The organism is Burkholderia sp. Tr-20355, from assembly GCF_017104685.1.
Classification (GTDB): Bacteria; Pseudomonadota; Gammaproteobacteria; order Burkholderiales; family Burkholderiaceae; genus Burkholderia; species Burkholderia seminalis.
In genome coordinates this window covers 1-15,294 of record NZ_JAAGPK010000034.1, presented here as the reverse complement: position 1 = coordinate 15,294, position 15,294 = coordinate 1, and the positions used below count along the sequence as shown (strand labels likewise).

Annotated in this window: 13 protein-coding genes and 2 pseudogenes; 7 read left to right on the top strand and 8 right to left on the bottom strand. The window is 65.7% G+C overall.

Translation table 11 applies throughout. From position 1 onward, the window contains the following. Positions 1-273: 273 nt before the first annotated feature. Together G3N62_RS11710 and G3N62_RS11705 are read left to right on the top strand one after the other, a co-directional pair. Entirely contained in the window at positions 274-1,077 is an 804-nt protein-coding gene (locus G3N62_RS11710; protein WP_034188908.1) for an inositol monophosphatase family protein, read from the top strand. A gap of 317 nt (positions 1,078-1,394) precedes the next feature. Next, positions 1,395-3,017: an NAD(P)/FAD-dependent oxidoreductase gene (locus G3N62_RS11705; RefSeq protein ID WP_034188909.1), complete on the top strand. Its 1,623-nt coding sequence runs from the start codon at positions 1,395-1,397 to the stop codon at positions 3,015-3,017. Positions 3,018-3,135: 118 nt separating this feature from the next. Here G3N62_RS11705 and G3N62_RS11700 read toward each other — a convergent pair whose 3' ends face one another. Then, positions 3,136-3,831: an isoprenylcysteine carboxylmethyltransferase family protein gene (locus G3N62_RS11700; RefSeq protein WP_034188910.1), complete on the bottom strand. Its 696-nt coding sequence runs from the start codon at positions 3,829-3,831 to the stop codon at positions 3,136-3,138. Between the two features lie 365 nt (positions 3,832-4,196). On the opposite strand from G3N62_RS11700, the gene G3N62_RS11695 reads away from it, so the two are divergent. Then, positions 4,197-4,733 (top strand): 2'-5' RNA ligase family protein, encoded by a 537-nt coding sequence (locus G3N62_RS11695; protein WP_082744779.1) that lies wholly within the window; start codon positions 4,197-4,199, stop codon positions 4,731-4,733. Between the two features lie 65 nt (positions 4,734-4,798). On the opposite strand, the gene G3N62_RS11690 is transcribed toward G3N62_RS11695, so the two are convergent. Further along, complete coding sequence (locus G3N62_RS11690) at positions 4,799-5,464, bottom strand: nucleotidyltransferase family protein (protein ID WP_319001520.1); 666 nt, start codon at positions 5,462-5,464, stop codon at positions 4,799-4,801. Positions 5,465-5,630: 166 nt separating this feature from the next. Here G3N62_RS11690 and mutS point away from each other — a divergent pair, with 166 nt between their 5' ends. Both mutS and G3N62_RS11680 read left to right on the top strand, forming a co-directional pair. Beyond that, positions 5,631-8,288, top strand: coding sequence for a DNA mismatch repair protein MutS (gene mutS / locus G3N62_RS11685; protein ID WP_069706658.1), 2,658 nt, complete (start codon positions 5,631-5,633; stop codon positions 8,286-8,288). Further along, complete coding sequence (locus tag G3N62_RS11680) at positions 8,269-9,540, top strand: hypothetical protein (protein WP_124609700.1); 1,272 nt, start codon at positions 8,269-8,271, stop codon at positions 9,538-9,540. Before mutS ends, G3N62_RS11680 begins: the two co-directional genes overlap by 20 nt. Here G3N62_RS11680 and G3N62_RS11675 read toward each other — a convergent pair. Continuing rightward, positions 9,520-10,065, bottom strand: coding sequence for a peptidylprolyl isomerase (locus G3N62_RS11675; RefSeq protein ID WP_034188913.1), 546 nt, complete (start codon positions 10,063-10,065; stop codon positions 9,520-9,522). The two genes, G3N62_RS11680 and G3N62_RS11675, sit on opposite strands and share 21 nt — an antisense overlap. Before the next feature lie 32 nt (positions 10,066-10,097). Here G3N62_RS11675 and G3N62_RS11670 point away from each other — a divergent pair, with 32 nt between their 5' ends. After that, the gene (locus G3N62_RS11670) at positions 10,098-11,318 is read left to right on the top strand and encodes a cupin domain-containing protein (RefSeq protein WP_124609699.1); all 1,221 of its coding nucleotides are present in this window, start codon (positions 10,098-10,100) and stop codon (positions 11,316-11,318) included. Between the two features lie 56 nt (positions 11,319-11,374). After that, positions 11,375-11,621 (top strand): annotated as a pseudogene (locus tag G3N62_RS36420) (hypothetical protein). On the opposite strand, the gene G3N62_RS11665 reads toward G3N62_RS36420, so the two are convergent. The 5 genes and pseudogenes from G3N62_RS11665 to G3N62_RS11645 all read right to left on the bottom strand — a co-directional run. After that, positions 11,622-11,825, bottom strand: coding sequence for a hypothetical protein (locus G3N62_RS11665; protein ID WP_006487056.1), 204 nt, complete (start codon positions 11,823-11,825; stop codon positions 11,622-11,624). Positions 11,826-11,934: 109 nt separating this feature from the next. Further along, positions 11,935-12,711: an MBL fold metallo-hydrolase gene (locus G3N62_RS11660; RefSeq protein WP_034188915.1), complete on the bottom strand. Its 777-nt coding sequence runs from the start codon at positions 12,709-12,711 to the stop codon at positions 11,935-11,937. A gap of 4 nt (positions 12,712-12,715) precedes the next feature. Continuing rightward, positions 12,716-13,861, bottom strand: a complete 1,146-nt coding sequence (gene bamC, locus G3N62_RS11655) for an outer membrane protein assembly factor BamC (RefSeq protein ID WP_034188916.1) — start codon at positions 13,859-13,861, stop codon at positions 12,716-12,718. 111 nt (positions 13,862-13,972) lie between these two features. Beyond that, complete coding sequence (gene dapA, locus G3N62_RS11650) at positions 13,973-14,875, bottom strand: 4-hydroxy-tetrahydrodipicolinate synthase (protein WP_034188917.1); 903 nt, start codon at positions 14,873-14,875, stop codon at positions 13,973-13,975. Between the two features lie 46 nt (positions 14,876-14,921). Next, a pseudogene (locus G3N62_RS11645) lies at positions 14,922-15,294 on the bottom strand (SAM-dependent methyltransferase); the annotation flags it as partial.

Genomic DNA, 15,294 nt, shown 5'->3' with positions numbered 1-15,294 from the left:
CGACTCGGTTCATCAGAATGGCAGTATGGTATCGCCATCGCCGCGGCAAACCCACTCGTCCGGACGGACAGTGGGGGTTTCCCCGTATCCCGGTCGCCTGAAACCGTCAAAAATCGGGTAAAATCATGCCTTTACGCGTCGCACACCGTGCGGCGCGGGTCGTACCCCGCTCTTTGTCAATTCGCGTCTCACCTCGCCCGGCATGCTTGCGCCGTTCCGGGCGGTTGTTCCACTTCGTGGCGGCCCGTGCCGCCGGCTACAGGATCCAGGCCCATGCATCCCATGCTCAACATCGCTGTCAAGGCTGCGCGCCGCGCCGGACAGATCATCAACCGCGCGTCCCTCGATCTCGACCTGATCGAGATCCGCAAGAAGCAGCAGAACGACTTCGTCACCGAAGTGGACAAGGCCGCCGAAGAGGCGATCATCGAGACGCTGAAGACCGCCTACCCCGATCACGCGATCCTCGCGGAAGAATCGGGCGAATCCGACAACGAATCCGAATTCAAGTGGATCATCGATCCGCTCGACGGCACGACCAACTTCATCCACGGCTTTCCGTACTACTGCGTGTCGATCGCGCTCGAGCACAAGGGCGTCGTCACGCAGGCCGTCGTCTACGATCCGAACAAGAACGACCTGTTCACGGCCACGCGCGGCCGCGGCGCGTACCTGAACGATCGCCGCATCCGCGTCGGCCGCCGCGACCGCCTGGCGGACGCCCTGGTCGGCACCGGCTTCCCGTTCCGCGAGAAGGACGGCCTCGACGCATACGCACGCCTCTTCACCGAAATGACGCAGGCCTGCACGGGCCTGCGCCGCCCGGGCGCGGCGGCACTCGATCTCGCGAACGTCGCGGCCGGCCGCCTCGACGCGTTCTTCGAGCAGGGCATCAACGTGTGGGACATGGCGGCGGGCAGCCTGCTGATCACCGAGGCCGGCGGCCTCGTCGGCAACTACACGGGCGACGCCGATTTCCTGCATCGTCATGAGATCGTCGCGGCGAACCCGAAGATCTACGCGCAGATGATCCCGATCCTCAACCGCTACAGCCGCTTGCATCCGGCAGCGGAGTAAACGCCCGGGCCGCGCCCGCATGGCGCGGCTTTCGCGCAAACGCTCGCGGGCATCGCCAGGATCGCGTGCCGTCCGCCTCCCGGTCACCCGGGAGGCGCGGTAATCTTCCGTGCGCAAGGCGCGCTTCGTGCGCCTATCCTGAAGTTGCCCGAGTTGTCCGGACGGGCCGGCGCGCTGCCGCTCGCACCGCTTGCCCGTAATGACAACGAATGGTTTGCGCCCGGCAGGCGCGCGCGGCGAACAACGCCGTCATCGGCATGCCGGCCCCACCTGTATCAACATCGCCACGGCGCCGTGGCAATCGCATCCGAGTCCCCATGTTACGGCTAAGCGAAATCAAACTCCCCCTCGACCACCCCGAAAGCGCGCTCGAGGCCGCGATTCGCGCGCGCCTCGCCGAGCTCGGCGTGGCGGCGGACGCGCTCCTCCGTTACACCGTGTTCCGTCGCGCGCACGATGCGCGCAAGCGTTCGGACATCAAGCTCACGTATATCGTCGATCTCGAGGTCAAGGACGAAGCGGCCGCGCTCGAGCGCATCGCCGGCAAGCCGCATTGCGGCGTGACGCCCGACATGGCCTACCACTTCGTCGCGAAGGCGCCCGAGCGCGCCGATTTCCTGCGCCCGGTCGTCATCGGCATGGGGCCGTGCGGCCTGTTCGCGGGCCTGATCCTCGCGCAGATGGGCTTCCGCCCCATCATCCTCGAACGCGGCAAGGCCGTGCGCGAGCGCACCAAGGACACCTTCGGCCTGTGGCGCAAGAGCGTGCTCAACCCCGAATCCAACGTGCAGTTCGGCGAAGGCGGCGCCGGGACCTTTTCCGACGGCAAGCTGTACAGCCAGATCAAGGATCCCCACCACTATGGCCGCAAGGTGCTGGACGAGTTCGTCAAGGCCGGCGCGCCGGAAGACATCCTGTACCTGAGCCGGCCGCACATCGGCACGTTCCGCCTCGTCAGCATGGTGGAAAAGATGCGCGCGTCCATCCACGAACTCGGTGGCGAAGTGCGTTTCGAAACGCGGGTCGACGACATCGAGATCGACCAGGGCAAGGTGCGCTCGCTCAAGCTGTCGAACGGCGAAACGCTCCGGTGCGACCATGTCGTGCTGGCCGTCGGCCACAGCGCGCGCGACACGTTCCAGATGCTGCACGATCGCGGCGTCCATATCGAGGCGAAGCCGTTCTCGCTGGGTTTCCGGATCGAACATCCGCAGGGGCTGATCGACCGCAGCCGCTTCGGCAAGTTTGCGGGCCACAAGCAGCTCGGCGCGGCCGACTACAAGGTGGTCCATCACTGCAGTAACGGCCGGGCCGTCTACAGCTTCTGCATGTGCCCGGGCGGCACGGTGGTCGCGGCGACCTCCGAGCCGGGCCGCGTCGTCACCAACGGGATGAGCCAGTATTCGCGCGCCGAGCGCAATGCGAACGCCGGCATCGTCGTCGGCATCACGCCGGACGACTATCCCGGCGGCCCGCTGGCGGGCATCGCGTTCCAGCGCAAATGGGAGGAACGCGCGTTCGAACTCGGCGGCGGCGACTACCGCGCGCCGGGCCAGCTGGTCGGCGATTTCATCGCAGGCCGGCCGTCGACCTCGCTGGGTTCCGTGGAGCCGTCGTACAAGCCCGGCGTGAATCCGACCGACCTCAGCACCGCGCTGCCGGACTACGTGATCGAAGCCATCCGTGAAGCCCTGCCCGAGATCGACAAGAAGATCGCCGGCTTCGCGATGCACGACGCCGTGCTGACCGGCGTGGAGACACGCACGTCTTCACCGATCCGGATTCGACGCAAGGACGACTACCAGAGCATGAACGTCGAAGGCCTGTATCCGGCCGGCGAAGGCGCCGGATATGCGGGCGGCATCTATTCGGCCGCCATCGACGGCATCGAAGTCGCGCAGGCGGTCGCACTCAGCATGACGTCGGGGCACACGTCCTGACGGGCCGGAAGGGGTCGGCGCGCGAAGGTCCGTGACCTGAGCCCGCCGACTTTTTTCATGTCTGCCGCACGGGCGCGCTTCGTCGACGCTCGGCCATTGCGCGCTTTCCGCATTCCCGTCAAAACACGCCCGGAATCAGCCGGTACCGGACTGTCGCCTTGTACGCGCGATAATCGGCGTCTTCCGACAGCACCCGTTCTTCCATGCTGATTCGGCCGATCTGCAACAGCATCCAGACGCCGATCGTGACCAGGTTTCGGGTGCTGAAGTTAGCCAGCAGGAAGCCGATTTCGGACAACAGATAACCGGTGTAGATCGGGTGCCGCATGAACCGGTACGCGCCGGTCGAGACGACCCCGCGATTCGCCGGCAGCAAGCCGAACGAGCGCCCGAGCGACAGTTTGGCGAACAGCTGCCACGCGATCCCGATAATTTGCCAGGTGCCCCCCGCCCACTCCGGAATCAGTTGGGTACTGGCGGTCAGCTGATAGGTCAGGCAGTAGAACGAGCCGCCCAGAGAAAAGCACACCGCGACGGGATGCCAGTCGCGCTGTTTCGGCAGTTTCGCAAAAGCCGACATGCCGACGGTCAGTACCGCGGAAACCAGCAGCAGGATCAGCGTGATCCGGCTCGGGTCCGATCGCCACGGTATATAGATCAGATAGGCAAATACGCCCAGCACGGTGACCGACGCCACGCGAGCGCAAAGCTCGATCCAGTTGATCCGCTCCGACTCATCCGCGACCGCCGTAACGTGCGGCACCAGGGTATTCTGCGCGCACGCGCCCCCCGCGTCCTGTATGGCCTGCTTCATGGTTGTGCCCCGTAACTCATTGCGTTTTTATATATTGCCGTTTCAGACTAGCACGCTCCCCTCCTTGAAACTTGTCTAAGTTTCAGTTTAGAGAGGTTGATTGGTGTAAGTCCCGAGAGAACAGGCGATTAAAACGGCCGAGTCACTGGAGCAGGTGGCGTGCCAAACGTTTCACAGTTTGCGGCACTCTTCGGCGGACGAAATCGCCTGCAGTCTCCGGTAACGGGCGGCTGGTGTCTTCGATGAAATGGGGGCCTGATTATCCGCACTGTTAAGGCTCTGATCGGAAGGTTACGCTGCAAGCTACGCCACCGCATTCCTACCGTATTGCCGCAATGCGGCGGCCGCCAAAAGAGGATCGCAGTATGGTCACGACAGCGTTTGTCGTCGAAGTTTCCGCAGCCGAACCTGCAGTCGCCGACCTGCGGCGGCGCTTCGATGCTTCTGCAAGCCTGGGCGTCCCGCCACATATCACGCTTCTGTTCCCTTTCATGTCACCCGACGAAATTACGTCGACCGTAATACGACAATCCGAAAGCGCGTTGAGCTTTGTGCCATCGTTCGATTTTTCGTTGACGCAGATTGGTCGGTTTCCGACCACCACCTATCTCACCCCCGACCCTGCCGAGCCGTTCGTCGCACTGACAACTGCTTTAGTCGAACGCTTTCCCGGATATCGTCCGTACGGCGGCGTACACGATGGCACGATTCCGCATCTGACTGTCGCGCACGGTGACGCCGCAACCGCAAATTCCGCAGCCATCGCGCTGGAAGAACGTCTGCGCATGCTTGCGCCGATTCGAACGCGGTGTAGTTCCGTGTCTTTGCTTGAAAACACCTCAGGGCGCTGGAAACAGATGCATGTATTCGAACTTCCCGCAATCAACGTGCGGAGCCGATAGGCCCAGCCCCACCACGCCCGCAACACCTATTGAATGCGCCAGTGACACCGGTACGCCTCGGATAATCAGCAAGGTACGATGACAACTCGAGGCCAGCGCTTTCGGTATTGCTTTTCCGCTACACGCTTTCGATATGTCTCGACACTCACTCGCCGTGGGTTGCGCCGAATGACCATTGAAAAAAGATCGTCCAGCCCATGAGGCGCAATAACGTCGACCGAGTCGTCATCACGAAGCACGACCCCGACCGAGGTCGCAAATTCGGGCCACGACGCGACTGACTCCTCCAGCGAACCCAGTGGTGAAACTGGATGGCCAAAGGTTCGCTCGAACCAGAGGTGAACGGCGGCCTGATTGGTTACCTCCCAGCGCACACCGGGAAGCATGTCGGTCAAACGAAGCTTGAAGCGCGCGTCCCGTGCGGCGGAGAAATCGGTCGAGTCAAAGTAAGCAACATCGATGTCCGATAGCGCAGACGGCGTCCGAAACGCGTGCAGTTCATCCCACACCAGGTTGCGTACCGCTCCTGCCCCAATACACCATGAGGTGAGCTTCAGGCTACGCGTGGCGACGAGTGCCGCCCAGAACCATTCCGATTGGCGCACGATACTCGTGAGACGTGCTTCCAAGTCGACTGCTGACATGGGCGCTTTTTCTCCATTGACGACGCGTTGACTGCCGGCCAAACAGCGCAAGATCCAATAGCGGAAATCGGCAATCAACTTGCCCACCCTTCCGGACGATTGTCGTCCCATCCGAGCGTCATCGTCCAACTATTCGGACACGTGATCTGCCACGCTCCCTCGCCCGCACTTGGCCAAACGGCGAACTTCGCGCGTGCACGTGGACGCGACTGGTAAACTCGGGCAACCCAAGCAACAACTTCCCGCCTGACCTATGACCACGCTGTCGCCCGAAGCCTTCGCCGGCCATACTCCGATGATGCAGCAGTACCTGCGCATCAAGGCCGATCATCCCGACACACTCGTCTTCTACCGGATGGGCGACTTCTACGAGCTGTTCTTCGAGGACGCGGAAAAGGCCGCACGCCTGCTCGACCTGACCCTCACGCAGCGCGGCGCGTCGGCCGGCACGCCGATCAAGATGGCCGGCGTGCCGCATCACGCGGTCGAACAGTATCTGGCGAAGCTCGTGAAGATGGGCGAATCGGTCGCGATCTGCGAGCAGATCGGCGACCCTGCCACATCGAAGGGGCCGGTCGAGCGCAAGGTCGTGCGTGTCGTCACGCCCGGCACGCTGACCGATGCCGCGCTGCTGTCCGACAAGAACGACGTATACCTGCTCGCGATGTGCACGGGCCACAACAAGCGCGGCGTCGCGGTCAATGTCGGCCTCGCCTGGCTGAATCTCGCCAGCGGCGCGCTGCGGCTCGCCGAAATCGAACCCGATCAGCTCGCAGCCGCGCTCGAGCGCATCCGGCCGGCCGAAATCCTGACGCCGGACGGTGCGACCGACGCCGTACCCGCAAGTGCCGGCGCGAGCAAGCGCGTGCCGGCCTGGCACTTCGACATCGCATCGGGCACGCAGCGCCTGTGCGACCAGCTCGACGTCGCGAGCCTCGACGGATTCGGCGCGCATTCACTGACGAGCGCATGCGGCGCAGCCGGCGCGCTGCTGCTCTATGCGGCAGCCACGCAAGGCCAGCAGTTGCGGCACGTGCGCAGCCTGAAGGTCGAGAACGAAACCGAATACATCGGACTCGATCCGGCCACGCGCCGCAACCTCGAACTGACCGAGACGCTGCGCGGCACCGAATCGCCGACGCTGTATTCGCTGCTCGACACCTGCTGCACGACGATGGGCAGCCGCCTGCTGCGTCACTGGCTGCATCACCCGCCGCGCGCGTCGGTCGCCGCGCAATCGCGCCAGCAGGCAATCGGCGCGCTGCTCGATGCGCCGGCGAACGCGAGCCTCGACGCGCTGCGCGGCGCGCTGCGCCAGATCGCCGACGTCGAACGGATCACCGGGCGGCTCGCGCTGCTGTCCGCGCGCCCGCGCGACCTGTCGAGCCTGCGCGATACGTTCGCCGCGCTGCCGGCACTGCGCGAGCGCATCAGCGCGATCGTCGCGAATGCCGATGCGCTCACGCGCGTCGACGCGGCGCTCGCACCGCCCGCGGAATGCCTCGACCTGCTCACCAGCGCGATTGCGCCCGAGCCTGCCGCGATGGTGCGCGACGGCGGCGTGATCGCGCGCGGCTACGACGCGGAACTCGACGAACTGCGCGACATCTCGGAGAACTGCGGGCAGTTCCTGATCGACCTCGAAGCGCGCGAACGCGCGCGCACCGGCATCGCGAACCTGCGCGTCGAATACAACAAGGTGCACGGCTTCTACATCGAGGTCACGCGCGGCCAGACGGACAAGGTGCCCGACGATTACCGCCGCCGCCAGACGCTGAAGAACGCCGAGCGCTACATCACGCCCGAACTGAAAACCTTCGAGGACAAGGCGTTGTCCGCGCAGGAACGCGCGCTCGCGCGCGAGCGCGCGCTGTACGACTCGGTGCTGCAGGCACTGCTGCCGTTCATCCCCGAATGCCAGCGCGTCGCGTCGGCACTCGCCGAGCTCGACCTGCTCGCCGCCTTCGCCGAACGTGCACGCGCACTCGACTGGGTCGCGCCCACCTTCACCGACGAGATCGGCATCGACATCGAACAGGGGCGCCACCCGGTCGTCGAAGCGCAGGTCGAGCAGTTCATCGCGAACGACTGCCGGTTCGGGCCCGAGCGCAAGCTGCTGCTGATCACCGGCCCGAACATGGGCGGTAAATCGACGTTCATGCGGCAGACCGCGCTGATCGCGCTGATGGCTTACGTCGGCAGCTACGTGCCGGCGAAGTCGGCGTGCTTCGGCCCGATCGACCGGATCTTCACGCGCATCGGCGCAGCCGACGATCTCGCGGGCGGCCGCTCGACGTTCATGGTCGAGATGACCGAAGCCGCGGCCATCCTCAACGATGCGACACCGCAAAGCCTCGTGCTGATGGACGAGATCGGGCGCGGCACGTCGACGTTCGACGGCCTCGCACTCGCGTGGGCGATCGCCCGCCATCTGCTCGCGCACAACGCGTGCTACACGCTGTTCGCGACACACTACTTCGAGCTGACCCAGTTGCCGGCCGAATTCCCGCAAGCGGCCAACGTCCACCTGTCGGCCGTCGAACACGGCCACGGCATCGTGTTCCTGCACGCGGTCAACGAAGGCCCGGCGAACCAGAGCTACGGCCTGCAGGTCGCGCAGCTCGCCGGCGTCCCGGCCCCGGTGATCCGCGCCGCACGCAAGCACCTCGCGTATCTCGAACAGCAGTCGGCATCGCAGCACACGCCGCAACTCGACCTGTTCAGCGCGCCGCAGGCGGTCGTCGACGATCTCGAATGCGCGGATGCGCCGGCGTTGCCGGACACGACGCATCCGGCGCTCGACAAGCTGCGCGACATCGATCCCGACGATCTCAAGCCGCGCGAGGCGCTCGACCTGCTGTACGAACTGCGCACGCTGGTCCGGTCGCACGATGCCGACGGCCACGCTTGAACGCGTCTCGCCGGGCCTGCCGGCTCGCGCGGCCGCCGCGCTCGTCGCGGCGGTACTCGTGCTCGCGCAGGCCGGCGCGCAGGCTGCACCGCCGAAGCGCACCGCCGCGCCCTACTCGTTCGCGGTCGTGTCGGGCGTCATCAACGGCCCGGCGGACGAACCGTCCGCCCAGCGGCTGCTCGATGCGATCGCGCGCGAGCGCAACCTCGCTTTCGTCGTCTATGCGGGCGATCTCAAGGGTTCGAAGGAAGCGTGCCGCGACGCGCTGTATTCGCAGCGCGGCGCGATCCTGGATTCGGCACGCGTGCCGCTCGTGTTCATTCCCGGCCACGACGACTGGTTGACGTGCAATACGGCAGCCGGCGGCGGTTACGATCCGGTCGAGCGGCTCGACTTCCTGCGGCAGACGCTGCTCGCCGATGCGGCATTGCCCGACCCCGGCGCGCTGCAGATCACGCGGGAGAGCGAAGTCGCACGGTTCCGGCCATATCGCGAGAATGCCCGCTGGATGCGCGACGACATCGTCTACGTCGCGCTCAACGCACCGGCACCGAACAACCATTACCTGACGGCCGGCGGCCGCAACGGCGAATTCGAGGATCGCATCATCGCGAACGGTTTCTGGATCGACCACGCGGCCGAATACGCGAAGCGGCGCGAAGCGCGCGCGATGGTGGTGATTTTTGAAGGCGATCCGCAGTTCGAACGCTACGAACGCGCGGAACGCTTTGCGTGGCTGCGTTTCAACCGGCCGCGCGTACGCGACGGCTTCCGTGAACTGAAACGTACGCTGGTGAAGGCGGCGGCGACGTTCCGCGGCCCGATACTGGTGATGCACGCGAGCGGCGAACCGCTGGCGAACGGTTTCCTGATCGACCGGCCGCTGCGTGCCGACGACGGTGCGCTGATAGGAAACGTGACGCGCGTCGCGATCGGCCCGCGCCATCCGGCGAATCAGTGGGTCAAGGTGAGCGTGTCGCCATCGCGGCAGACGATCTTCAACGTCAGCCTGCAGGAGGTGCCGAAGAACCTGCCGGTGCCGCCCACGCTGCCGCTCGTGCCGCATGACGACGTGCCGCTGCCGCAGATGCCGGAAATCCCCGCGCTGCCGGCACTGCCCGACTCGTCGTCGGTCGCGCCGCCGCTGCAGGGTGACGGCGCCGCTCCGGGCGGCGCGTCGTGGCCGGCGCCGCCCCCTGCATCGGGGCCGGCGCCCGGCCTGCCTGCAAGCTCAGTGCAGGGTACGCCCTGACGACGGCGCTTCGCCGTCTTCGTCTTCGTCCTCGTCGACGATCTCGAGCCCTTCGGCGCCATGCGCGTGCTCATGCTCGATTTCGTCTTCGGTGGCTTCGCGAACGTCCTTCACGGTCAGCGCGAAACGCAGCGCCATGCCGGCCAGCGGGTGATTGCCGTCGAGCACGACCTTGTCTTCGGCGATGTCGGTGACCGTATAGATCAGCGAGTCGACTTCCTCGTCGCCGTCTTCCGGCGTGCCTTCGAACTGCATGCCCACTTCGAGCGGCTCGGGAAAACGATCGCGCGGCTCGACCTTCACGAGTTCCGGATCGTAGTCGCCGAACGCGTCCTGCGGCTCGAGCTGCACCTGCGCCTCGTAACCCGGCTCGTGGCCGTCGAGCTGTTCCTCGATCTTGGGGAACGTGCCATCATAGCCGCCGTGCAGATAGACCATCGGCTCGTCGCTTTCCTCGATCAGATTGCCCTGTGCATCCGACAGCTTGTAAGTGACCGACACGACGGTGTTTTTTGCGATTTTCATCCAATTCTCCCAAATACAACTGTCATTATACGATGCGCAACCGGTCTCAAGCCGAACCGCGGGATGCCGCTGCCGCCCCGCTCGGCGCGCCGCCTTCCGATCTTCCCACACCGCTGCTCGGCGGTCTTACGCCGGCGCAATTCATGCGCGGCTACTGGCAGAAGAAGCCGCTGCTGATCCGCCAGGCGATCCCCGGCGTCGCTTCACCGGTCTCGCGCGACGCGCTGTTCGAGCTCGCCGCCGACTATGACGCGGAATCGCGACTCATCACCCATTTTCGTAACAAGTGGCAACTGTCGCACGGCCCGTTCGAACCGGGCTCGCTGCCGGCCGTCACGCGCAAGGCATGGACCCTGCTCGTGCAGGGGCTCGACCTGCACGTCGACGCGGCGCGCGCGCTGCTCGACCGCTTCCGCTTCATCCCCGACGCGCGGCTGGACGACCTGATGATCTCGTATGCGACGGACGGCGGCGGCGTCGGCCCACATTTCGATTCATACGACGTCTTCCTGCTGCAGGTCGAAGGCCGGCGCCGCTGGCGCGTCGGCGCGCAGAAGGATCTGTCGCTGCAACCGGACGTGCCGCTGAAGATCCTCGAAAACTTCGAGCCGAGCGACGAATGGGTGCTGGAGCCCGGCGACATGCTCTACCTGCCGCCGCACATCGCGCACGACGGCGTCGCCGAAGGCGAGTGCATGACCTGCTCGATCGGCTTCCGGGCCCCGTCCGCCGGCGAACTGGGCGCCCAGTTCCTGTACTATCTCGCGGAGCGCGGCGGCCTGCGCGACGGGGGCGGCGACGACCTCTACCGCGACCCGAAGCAACCGGCCGTCGACACGCCCGCGCAATTGCCTCCGGCGATGGTCGAGCGTGTCGCCGAGATCGTCGACGCGATCCGCTGGCGCAAGCGCGACGTCGCCGAATTCCTCGGTTGCTACCTGAGCGAGCCCAAGCCGAACGTCGTCTTCGACCCGCCGGCGCGCCCGTTGTCCGAGTCCGCGTTCGTCACGCAAGCGTCACGGCGTGGCGTGTGTCTCGACAGAAGGGCCGCATTGATGTATAACGCGCGCTCGTACTTCATTAATGGCGAGGAAGGACCGCTCGAGCAGGCCGATGAATGGCTGCCCGAACTGGCCAATCAACGCCAGATGGAGGCGAAACGGTTTGTAACACTATCCCGGGTTCCCTCGATGACAGCCTTGTTGCACGAGTGGTATTGTGCGGGCTGGATACGGGTCGGAAGCCGGAATTAGTGTGAGTCGCCCCGTATGCCCGTACAGATCAAATTCTGTATGGGAAAGACAACGTATTGACCCCGCATTTGTCGACGGTCGATAGGAAAGTGCATATAATTTCCGCCCAAGCCGTAGGGAAGATTCACGCTCTAAGAAGTGCATCTCCACCAGCGGCCCAGGTCGGTGTTGGAGCACATTACCGGTATTGTTTCGCGCTGTTGCTTACCTTTAACCATAAAAGGACGTGATCATGAAGAAATCCCTCCTCGTAGCTTCCCTGTTGGCTGCTGTTGCACTGGCTGCTTGCAACAAGAGCGCTGATCAAGCTGCTTCGTCGGCTGCAAGCGACGCGGCTGCTGCTGCTTCGTCGGCTGCTTCGGCAGTTGCTGGTGCTGCGAGCGACGCTTCGGCTGCTGCTTCGTCGGCAACGGCTGCTGCGAGCGACGCTGCTGCTGCAGTGGCGTCGGCTGCTTCGGCAGCGACGGCTGCTCCGGCTTCGGGCGCAAGCCAGTAAGCCTTCAGCATCAGCTGAAAAAAAACCGGCCCGAGGGCCGGTTTTTTTTACGTCTGCCGTTTCCGAACACCGCGCCCGGCAGCCGCACCGGGCCGCAGCAGCGGCCCTGCCCTGCCCTGCTCATCCGAGCATCAGCCAGTCGAAGCCCGCGTCCTGCGAGGCCACGATCACGTCCTCTCCGTCCGTCCCCAGCACGCCGCCAAACGCCCGGCGGGCCAGTTCCGGCAGGTTGTTCTGCTGGCTCAGGTGAGCCGCGACCAGGTGCTGGAGGCGGCTGCGCTCGAGCGACGCGAGAATGTCGGCCGCCGCGTCGTTGCTCAGGTGGCCATGGTTGCCGCCGATCCGCGCCTTCAGCGATTGCGGATAGCGGCTCGCGGCCAGCATCGCGGTATCGTGGTTGGATTCGAGCACCAGCGCGTCACAGCCGCTCAGGACGGCCGTAATGTGCGGCGTGGCCATCCCGACGTCCGTCAGCACGCCGAGCCGGCTGCAGCCGTCCATGAAAACGAACTGGAGCGGCTCCCGCGCATCGTGGGGGACCGTATAGGGCATCACGGCCAGATCGCGGATCGGGGCCGTCTCGTCGCCCCACAGCACGTGGAGATCGACATCGGCCTCGTCCGCGCCCACCGCGCGCGCGGTGCCCCAGCTCATGTAGAGCGGCAGCGACGCACGGCGGGCGAGCGTCAGCGCGCTGCCGACGTGGTCGCTATGTTCGTGGGTGATGAGAATCGCATCGAGATCGTCGATGGCGAGATTCAGTCGGCCGAGCCGGCGCTCGACCTCCTTGGCGGAAAAGCCGCAGTCGAGCAGCACGCGGGTGGTCGTCGTGCCGCTCGAGGCCTCGACGACCAGCGCATTGCCTTCGCTGCCGCTTCCGAGGCTGGCGAATCGCACGCGCTCAGTTCAGCTGAGCGTGCAGCAGCGAGATGATCCGCTGCGCGTCCGACGAGTTGTCGATCTGGCCGTTCGCACCGACCACCGCGACCTGCGTACCGCCGGCGCCCTGCGCGCGCACGTTGACGAGATATTCCTTGCCCGGCTTCGCCGCCGACGGGCCGCCGTAGAACAGCTTGCCGAACAGGCCGTCACGCTTGAGCTCTTCCATCGAATTCGCATAGCGCACGGTGTACACGCCCTTCTCGCGGTCGCGATTGTCGACCGTGAAGTTGGTGCGGTCGAGCGCCAGGCCCACGCGCAGCCACGCGCGATCGAACGACTCGGCCAGTTGCAGCGTCGCCGCGCCGCTGCTCGTGTCGCTGACCTGCGCCGGCGCCGTCGCGGGGCGCGCATCGGTCAGCAGTTGCTTCGCCTGGGCGTCGGTCAGGCCGAACTTCTGCATCAGCTTCGACAGGAACACGGCTTCGAGCACCGGGTTGCGCGGACGCTCTTCCCAGCGCGACGACGTGCCGCCCTGCGGGCCGACCATCATTTCCTCCATCGCGCTGTGCGTGATCGAGATGTCGGTGTTGCCGTCCGACGTACGGTTCACGAGCGTGCGGAAACGGTCGCGCGTGCCCGACGAATACGCGAAATCGATGACCTTGCCGATCGTGCGGCGGAACCAGTCGTCCGGAATGTTCGCGCGGTTTTCGGCCCAGTCGGTGGCCATGATGCCGGTCGACGGCGCGTCGGTCTTCAGCGAGAAGCCGTTCTCCTGCCAGAACTCCTTCAGGATCGGCCACAGCTGCTCGGGCGTGCGGCCATCGACGACGAGCCAGCGGCGATCGCCGTCGCGCTCGATGTGCATGCCGAGCGGATCCTGCGCGCTCGGGATGCCGTCGGTCGCGTTGCCGGCCTGCGTCGTGACCCGCGGCGGCAGCGTGCCGAGCCCGGCGTTGCTCGGCGGCGCAACGAACTGCTGCGTCGTCGGCACCGGCTTCAGGTCGCTCGGCACGGCCAGCGGCGGCGCCGACCCGGTGTTCTTGTAGTTGACCCGGTCGGGGGCCAGGTAATCGTTCAGCGTATCGCAGCCAGCGAGCGCGCCCAGCGCCAGCGCCACCACCGACAGCTGGATGGCGCGAGAGGAAATGGCGAAACGTTTCATGAAATCCTTCGTCTTGCTAGAACGCTCGTCAGGAGCGGCGCCGGACGGAGCCGGCCGGTGCGGGTTGATCAGGGGTCGAGCCGGCGGCCGCAGGACGCGGCCGCCTCGGCATCAGAGGACGCCGGCCTCGACGAGGGCCGAACGCACGGCATCGTGGCAGCGCTCGTCGAGCGCCGTGAGCGGCAGCCGGATGCCGCCCTGCATCTTGCCCATCGCCTGCAGCGCCCACTTCACGGGGATCGGGTTCGCCTCGATGAACAGGTTCTTGTGCAGCGACAGCAGCTTCATGTGCAGCGCGCGGGCCGTCTGGACGTCGCCGGCCAGCGCCGCGCGGCACAGATCGCTCATCGCACGCGGTGCGACGTTCGCCGTCACCGAGATATTGCCGTGGCCGCCGAGCAGCATCAGCGCGATCGCGGTCGGATCGTCGCCGCTGTAGATCGCGAAATGCTTCGGCGCGGCCTTGATCAGGTGCGCGGCGCGATCGATGTTGCCGGTCGCTTCCTTCACGCCGATGATGCCCGGCACTTGCGCGAGGCGCAGCGTCGTCTCGTTCGCCATGTCGGCGACCGTGCGGCCCGGCACGTTGTACAGGATCACCGGCAGGTCGACCGCTTCGGCGATCGTCCGGAAATGGCGGTACATGCCTTCCTGCGTCGGCTTGTTGTAGTACGGCACGACCTGCAGCGTCGCGTCCGCGCCGACGGCCTTCGCGTGCTTCGTCAGCTCGATCGCCTCGGCGGTCGAGTTGCCGCCCGCGCCCGCGATGATCGGGATGCGCTTCGCCGCGTGCTCGACCGCCGTGCGGATCATCAGGATGTGCTCTTCGACGTTGAGCGTTGCCGACTCGCCGCTCGTCCCGACCACGACGAGCGCATCGGTGCCTTCCGCGATGTGCCAGTCGATCAGTTTGCGAAACGCCGGCAGGTCGAGACTGCCGTCTTCGAGCATCGGGGTGACGATCGCGGGGATGCTGCCGCGGATTTGAATGCCGTCTTGGGTGCCGTTAGCCATGAAACGCGATTGAATGTGTACCGGTAAACGTTGAGATTGTAGCGGATTAGCCGGGCAGTTCGTAACGTGGAATTCCCGCCCCCGCCTTCGGGGTCGCGCCCTCGCGCACCGCGCTGAGACGCTGGACGAACGCCTCGCGCGGCGCGGCGACGAAACCGTCCTCGTACGCAACCACCCGCAGGTGGCCGTGCACGGCGTCCAGCAACTCGCCCGGGGCGAGCAGGAACGCGGGGTTGGACGGTTTGCCGACCGTTTCGTTTCCTTGCGCGAAGGTTTCGTAGATCAGCACGCCGCCCGGCGCCACCGCATCGAGCAGATGGGGCCAGAGCGGACGATGCAGGTAGTTGGTGACGAGCACGGCCGAAAACCGCTCGCCGGCCGGCAGCGGCCACGGCGCGCCTTCGAGATCTGCCGCACGA